The 7,302-nt window shown below is 59.8% G+C and carries 7 protein-coding genes; all 7 read left to right on the forward strand.

The annotated features are described in order from the left end of the window. Window positions 1–1,113: thiolase C-terminal domain-containing protein (locus ACZXDY_RS43880; protein WP_464349766.1), on the forward strand; the 1,113-nt coding region annotated here is incomplete at its 5' end. Window positions 1,114–1,126: 13 nt separating this feature from the next. Beyond that, on the forward strand, window positions 1,127–2,041 hold the full coding sequence (locus ACZXDY_RS43885) for an SDR family NAD(P)-dependent oxidoreductase (RefSeq protein ID WP_456646942.1): 915 nt from the start codon (window positions 1,127–1,129) through the stop codon (window positions 2,039–2,041). 92 nt (window positions 2,042–2,133) lie between these two features. Continuing rightward, the gene (locus ACZXDY_RS43890) at window positions 2,134–3,333 is read left to right on the forward strand and encodes an ABC transporter substrate-binding protein (protein WP_464349771.1); all 1,200 of its coding nucleotides are present in this window, start codon (window positions 2,134–2,136) and stop codon (window positions 3,331–3,333) included. Window positions 3,334–3,340: 7 nt separating this feature from the next. Further along, entirely contained in the window at window positions 3,341–4,060 is a 720-nt protein-coding gene (locus tag ACZXDY_RS43895) for an ABC transporter ATP-binding protein (protein WP_464349767.1), read from the forward strand. Then, window positions 4,053–4,757: an ABC transporter ATP-binding protein gene (locus tag ACZXDY_RS43900; RefSeq protein WP_464349768.1), complete on the forward strand. Its 705-nt coding sequence runs from the start codon at window positions 4,053–4,055 to the stop codon at window positions 4,755–4,757. Before ACZXDY_RS43895 ends, ACZXDY_RS43900 begins: the two co-directional genes overlap by 8 nt. Window positions 4,758–4,770: 13 nt before the next feature. Continuing rightward, window positions 4,771–5,634 (forward strand): branched-chain amino acid ABC transporter permease, encoded by an 864-nt coding sequence (locus tag ACZXDY_RS43905; protein ID WP_464349769.1) that lies wholly within the window; start codon window positions 4,771–4,773, stop codon window positions 5,632–5,634. Beyond that, the gene (locus tag ACZXDY_RS43910) at window positions 5,631–6,623 is read left to right on the forward strand and encodes a branched-chain amino acid ABC transporter permease (RefSeq protein ID WP_464349770.1); all 993 of its coding nucleotides are present in this window, start codon (window positions 5,631–5,633) and stop codon (window positions 6,621–6,623) included. Before ACZXDY_RS43905 ends, ACZXDY_RS43910 begins: the two co-directional genes overlap by 4 nt. The last annotated feature ends 679 nt before the right edge of the window (window positions 6,624–7,302 follow it).

Raw genomic sequence — 7,302 nt, forward strand, 5'->3', positions numbered from 1 at the left:
GGCGCGGCCGAGACCACCGAGCTCGGCGTCATCCCCAACATGTCGCAGCTCCAGCTCCACGCGGATGCGGCGCTCAATGCCATCGCCGATGCCGGGCTGAAGCTCTCCGACATCGATGGCTTCGCCACCGCGGTCGAGACGCCGCAGCAGGTCTGCCACTACCTCGGCATCACGCCCACGTGGGTGGATGGCACGTCGGTCGGCGGCTGCTCGTTCATGCTGCATGTTCGCCATGCCGCGGCCGCGATCGAGGCCGGCCTGTGCAAGACCGTGCTGATCACTCATGCCGAGAGCGGCAAGTCGATGATCGGCAAGCAGCCGCGCTTCACGCCGCCGGACAGCCTCAACGGCCAGTTCGAGGCGCCATTCGGCGTATTCGGACCGCCGAGCATGTTCCCGATCCCGGTGCTGCGCTTCATGAAGACCTACGGCATCACCCATGAGCAGCTCGCCATGGTCGCCGTCGTGCAGCGTGAGTGGGCCGCGAAAAATCCACGTGCGACCATGAAGGACCCGATCACGGTTGCCGACGTCCTGAACTCGCGGATGATCGCCTATCCCTTCCGCCTGCTGCAGTGCTGCCTCGTCACCGATGGCGGCGGCGCGCTGATCCTGACCTCGGCCGATCGGGCCAAGGATTTTCCGCAGAAGCCGGTCTACGTCCTCGGTACCGGCGAGAGCGTGGAGACGCCGATGGTCAGCCAGATGGAGACCTTCAACTCCTCGCGTGCCTTCAAGACCGCAGGCCCGCTGGCGTTCAAGGAGGCCGGCATTGCGCACAAGGACGTCGATCACCTCATGATCTACGACGCCTTTGCGCACCTGCCGCTGTTCGGCCTCGGCGATCTCGGCTTCATGCCGCATGAAGAGACCGGCAAGTTCATTGCCGACGGCAACACGCGGCCCGGCGGCAAGCTGCCGCTCAACACCAATGGCGGCGGCCTTTCCTACATGCATTCGGGCATGTACGGCATGTACGCGCTGCAGGAGAGCGTGCGGCAGATGCGCGGCATTGCGCCGGCCCAGGTGGCGGGTGCCAAGATTTCGGTGTGTCACGGTGTCGGCGGCATGTTCGCGGCAAGTGGCACTATCATCTTCACGAACGAGCGCTGAGCAGGAGATAGTTGTGGCCAAATCACTTCAGGACAAGGTCGTCATTGTTACCGGCGCTGGCCGTGGTATCGGCCGGGAAATCGCACTGCTCTGCGCCGCCGAGGGCGCCAAGGTCGTCGTCAATGACCCCGGCGGTGCGCCGGACGGCGCTGGCACCAACGCCGCGCCTGCGGAAGAGGTTGTGGAAGAAATCCGCAAGGCCGGCGGGACCGCGGTCGCCAATTTCGAGACCGTTGCGGAAGCAATTCCGGCCAGCAAGATCGTCAAGCAGGCCGTCGACACTTACGGAAAGCTCGACGGTGTTGTGAACAACGCCGGTATTCTGCGAGACGCAATTTTCCATCGGATGAGCGTGGAAGCGTTCGAGGCCGTCATCAAGGTTCACTTGATGGGCTCGTTCTATGTGAGTCACGCTGCGGCGCGACTGTTTCGCGAGCAGGAGAGTGGCTCGTTTGTCCACTTCACTTCGACCTCGGGCCTTGTCGGCAATTTCGGTCAGGCGAACTACGCGGCGGCCAAGCTCGGCATCGTCGGGCTTTCCAAGTCGATCGCGCTCGACATGAACCGGTTCAACGTTCGCTCGAACTGCGTCTCGCCGTTTGCCTGGAGCCGCCTCATCGGCACGATCCCAACGGAGACGGACGCTGAGAAGGCCCGCGTTGAACGGATGAAACAGATGGGCCCGGAAAAGATCGCGCCGCTGTCGGCCTTTCTGCTCACGGATGCCGCAAAGGATGTGACCGGCCAGATCTTCGCGGTGCGGATGAATGAAATCTTCCTGATGGGACAGTCTCGCCCGATCCGATCCGTGCAACGGAGCGAAGGCTGGACCACCGCGACCATTGCCGAACACGCGATGCCCGCGCTCAAGGGTTCGTTCTACAAGCTGGATCGCTCCGCGGACATTTTTAGCTGGGACCCGATTTAGAGATCGCGTATAAGCGCCGTCAACAACAGCAAGAACCGAGGAACGCCTTGTCCATCACTCGACGCACATTTGGTATCGGCACAACAAGTCTCGTGCTCGGAACGGTCGCAGCTCCCTGGATCCGGCGCGCTGGCGCCGAGGCGGCACCGATCAGGATCGGTGTCATCAATTCGATGAGCGGTGGCCTATCGGCGTATGCCCAGGAAGGGCAGCCTGCGCTCGAATACATGATCAAGAAGATCAACGATGGCGGCGGGATCAAGAGCAAGGGTGGCGCGAAAATCCAGTTGATCCAGGCGGACGACACCAGCCAACCCGCCCGCACTGCGACCGAAGCGCGCAGGTTGATCACGGAAGAGAAGGTTCAACTACTGACCGGCACGATCCTCAGCGCTCAGATGCTGGCGCTGACGCCGGTGCTCGACGAGCTGAAGGTGCCGACGCTCTCGATCTGGGCCGGCGGTGCTCATTCGAACTATATGTTCTCGCTCGGCTACCCATACGAGCGCGGTTACGCGCAGACGATGCACGACTTCATCGTCACATTGCGCGATGGCAACAAGTTTCCGATCAAGACCGCAGTCATGAGTTACTCGAACTACGAGGCGGGACAGCAGGTCAATTCCTTCCTCGTGCCAAAGCTCAAGGCAAGCGGCATCGAGATCATCGGCGAGGCGCCACTGGACACCCGAGCGCAGGATCAGACCTCTGCGATGATCCGTATCCGGTCGCTCAAGCCGGACGTCGTGACAGGTCTGGTGACGCCAAGAGACGGTATCCTGCTGCATCAAGCTCGCTACAATCTCAATTATCACGCCAGCATTTTTGTCGGCGGTACGGGCGGCTATTCCGACCTCTCGCTATGGAAGGATCTTGGACCTGATGTGGGCAAGGCCGTTCTCACGCGCAATCTCTTCGCGATGACAGGATTTAGCGCGGGTGCCAAGATCGACTCTATGCAGAAAGTTGTGGCGGAGCTGCGCGATGTCGCGAAGCTGGACCGGATCGGGCAGGGGGCCATTCAATACGCTCAGGCCGCCCGGGTGCTTCAACGGGTCCTGGAAGCTTCTTCGTCGCTCGAAGGCGGTGCTTTGCTGGATGCTTTCAAGAAATTCGACATGCCGTTCGGCGATCCCGATCTGTATGTGGCCAAACCAAAAGGCCTACAGTTCGCGGACGACCGTCTGCTCAAGGATGGATCGGCCATGATGGTTCAGTGGTTGCCCGACCGGGAACAGGAAGTGGTCTTTCCGAAGGAGTTTGCGCAGGCTGCGCCACGGGCCCGGACCTGAGTTCACCGTGGCGCTACTCGAGGTCGACAAGGTCAGCAAACGGTTCGGCGGCCTTCTTGCGCTGAACAACGTGAGTTTTGCAGTCGAAAAGGGCGACATCCTCGGCATTATTGGTCCGAACGGAGCCGGCAAGACGACGCTATTCGGCGTGATCTCCGGCTTTGTCCGACCATCGAGCGGCGACGTGCACTTCGATGGCGTACGGATTACCGGCATTTCGCCCGACAAGCTGACGCGTCGCGGTCTGGTACGCAGCTTTCAGATCGTGCAGACTTTTGCCGATATGACGGCGCTCGATGTCGTGACCGCGGCTGCGCTGACGCGCCGTCCGATCCGTGAGGCGATTGAGTATGCCGCCGATGTGCTGACGCGGGTCGGGCTCGGCAAGAAGCTCGATCAGACGCCCGCGACTCTGTCGCTCCAGGACAAGAAGCTGCTTGAGCTCGCCAAGTGCGTGGCAACAGATCCACAATGTATTCTGCTTGACGAGGTCATGGCAGGTTTGACCATGGCCGAGACAGAGGCTCCGATCGGCGTCATCAGGGAGCTTAACCGGCAGGGTGTCACCTTCGTGATGGTCGAACACGTCATCCCGGTGATCATGCGGCTGGCCACCAGTATGGTGGTTATCAATTTCGGTGGGAAGATCGCGGAGGCCGCGCCGGAAGAGATCATCAAGGATAGCAAGGTCATTGAAGCCTATTTCGGAGAGCATCTCGATGCTTGAAGTCGAAGGCCTCGTGGCAGGCTATGCAGGTACTCCGGCCTTGCGGGATATCTCGCTTAGACTCGATCGCGGCGAAATCGTCGGGTTGCTGGGAGCAAACAACGCCGGCAAAACGACGTTGATCAACAGCCTGTCGGGCATAGTGATGCCAATGGCGGGTCGCATCATTTTGGATGGGCAGGACGTGACGCGCGCAACGCCGATGCAGCGTGTCGAGATGGGAATCATCCAGGTTCCGGAAGGACGTTTGGTTTTTCCAGAGATGAGTGTTCGCGAGAATCTGCTGCTCGGCGGATTTTGTGATCGTGCACGACCGATCCGGCCGCGTCAGATGGAGAAGGTGCTGGCCTTGTTTCCGCGTCTGAAGGAGAGACTGGCGCAGCCGGCGGGCACGCTGTCCGGAGGCGAGCAGCAGATGTTGGCAATCGGCCGCGGCCTGATGGCTGAGGCCCGCGTGTTGATGCTTGACGAGCCTTCGCTCGGCCTATCGCCTCTCTTTGTGCAGTACATTTTCGGGATCGTCGATCAACTGCACAAAGACGGTTTGACCATGCTTCTGGTCGAGCAGAACCTCAATTTGACGCTGCGACATGCACAGCGTTGCTATGTACTCGAACGCGGCCATATCGCAGTCGAAGGCGCGGCGGAGGTCGTGAAGAATGATCCCCGAACGCGACAGGCCTATCTCGGCCTGTGAAAGGGAGGCACAATTGAGCGAACTATGGCAGGCGCTGGCGCAGGGAATCCTCATCGGGAGCACCTATGGGCTCTTGGCGCTCGGCATGGGCCTCGTCTATGGCGTGAGCGGCGTGGTTAATTTCGCGCATGGCGACTTCATCTCGCTCGCCATGTTCATGTGCCTTGCCCTGTTTTCGGCGTTCTCGCTTGATCCTTACGTCTCGGCTGTCGTTACCATTCCCGTCATGACCGCGGTCGGCGCGCTGGTCTATAGATTTCTGCTGCGGCCAATGGTCGGCTACAAGTTTCTCATGGTGGTGCAGTTGACGCTGGGACTAAGTCTGGTCCTGCAGAACGGCATTCTCATGATCTTCGGTGGACAGCCTGCACGCACTCCGTCGATCGTCGAGTCCAAGCTTATAATTTTAGGGGATGTGGTGCTGCGGCTGGCGCATGTGATCGCGTGCGCCGTCGCATTCGCCATGGCGATCGGCCTCTATGTAATGCTGCGATCGACGGATTTCGGGCGTTCGATCCGTGCCGTGCACCAGAATGCGCACGCGGCTGCGCTGATGGGGATCGATGTGGGACGGGTCCAGGTCATGACCTTCGCGCTTGGGATTGGAATACTCGCGGTCGCGGCGGCTCTTCTGCTTCCCGGCACCCCGATCCAGCCGACTCAAGGTTTGCAATATACGGTGATTACCCTGCTTGTCGTTGTCCTGGGCGGGATGACGAATTTTGTCGGGATCATGTTGGGCGGTCTCGTGATCGGAATTTCCGAGGCGATGGGCACGGTCTATGTCTCGGATACGCTTGGCCGTTTGGTGCCATACGCCATATTCGTGCTGATCATGCTGTTCCGGCCGCAGGGCCTGACCTGGAGGGCACCATGATCAAGGACGACTTCTTCAAGACGTTGGTGTCACCCTGGCTGTGGGGAGTCGTTTTGCTCGGCGCAATGCTGCCGATGGTTCTGTCCAGTTACCACACGCATATTCTCACGATAGCGCTGGTGTACGTTGCGCTTGCGTCGGCCTGGAATATCGTGGGCGGCATGAGCGGGCAGATCTCCCTGGCCCATAGTTTGTTTATCGGAACCGGCGCGATGCTGTCGGCTGCCTTGTTGGTAAAGCTTGGAATCAATATGTGGGCCGGCCTTGTGATTGCGGCCACGACCGCAGGCTTGCTCGGCGCCATCATTGCGTGGATCGACTTTCGATTCCGGCTCGGGCATTTGTCGTTCGTCCTGATTACCCTGGCTTTCGCAGAGATGGCGAGCATCGTGGTCGAAGGCTGGGATTTCCTTGGCGGCGCGTCGGGTCTGCTGTTGCCGCAGGACGCCGGAAACTTTCTCGATTTTCAGTTCGGTGGTGGTCGGGGAGCGTTCTGGGTCATGCTCGGGCTCGCAACCATCATTGTGTTGGTGAATGTCGCCATTCTGAATTCGCCATTGGGCTACTACCTGCGGACAATTCGCGACAATGAAAAGGCCGCGCAGGCGATCGGCGTTAATGTCCTGCGTCACAAGACGACGGCCATGGTCATCTCTGCAGTCCTAACGTCCATCGTCGGGACCGCCTATGTGCGTTACCTGACGTTCGCGGATCCGTATCTGCTTGCCTCGCCGGTGATCACTATCGAGATTGTGCTTTTCGCAACGGTCGGAGGGCTTGGCCGCGCCTACGGTCCGGCGCTGGGAGCCCTATTATTGGTACCCTTGGGCGAGGTCCTGCGCGGTAAGCTAGGCGGCGCGGTTCCAGGACTGCATTACTTCATCTATGGTATCGTTGTGATCGTCGTCATTCTCGCGACGCCGAGTGGGCTCTTGCCGCTGTTTGAGAGGCTCTTCTGGCGACGCAATCGCATGCTTCCCAAGAGTTGATGTTCAGCGCTGCCTCAATGGCATAATGCTATCGAACGGAGCGCTTCTGGGGTAGCTGACAAATCGAGGCGTCGGAAGTGGTCGTCGTTGGATTGGCTGCTTCCATTAATCACTGACGGTACCGGAAGCTAGGCCGCGGGGGATCGGCAGCCGCTATGGCGGAGCACCGCTGCCATTGAATCGATTGACTTCGATACTCGCCGAACTCGTCATTCTTCCGAGCGGCATTAATTTTTCTGTGAATTCAAGAGCAAAAAGTTACAGCGGACATGCCGTCCGGACTTAACCGCGAGCTTTGAAAGTTTGTGCTTTGGATCAACCGCATAGTGTCATCCTAGATAATAGAGTGGGAGTAGCGCAATCGGTCGGTAATGCGCGGTTTAGCGTAGCCTCGGTGTGGTGCGTCTCACTCTCATGCGAAGTGAGCTGTTGGTCTCGACTTAGCTCGAACGAGCTCGGCGCCCCAGCGCGTTTGGCTGACGGATTACAGCGTCGAACCACAGCGTGCAGAAGAGCTGGAGCTGCTTGAGCCGAGCTCCTCATTTGATGCCGCCCTCAATTGGCATTGCGCCTGCGGACTGAGTTTCCTCGGTACAGCGCGGGAGCTATGGCCGAAATTGGGTGATGGGGCCGATCAGGCGGCGCGGTTAGCTGGCGTCGTCGATTCTGCGACGCCGTC

Source organism: Bradyrhizobium sp. LeoB3 (assembly GCF_055456055.1).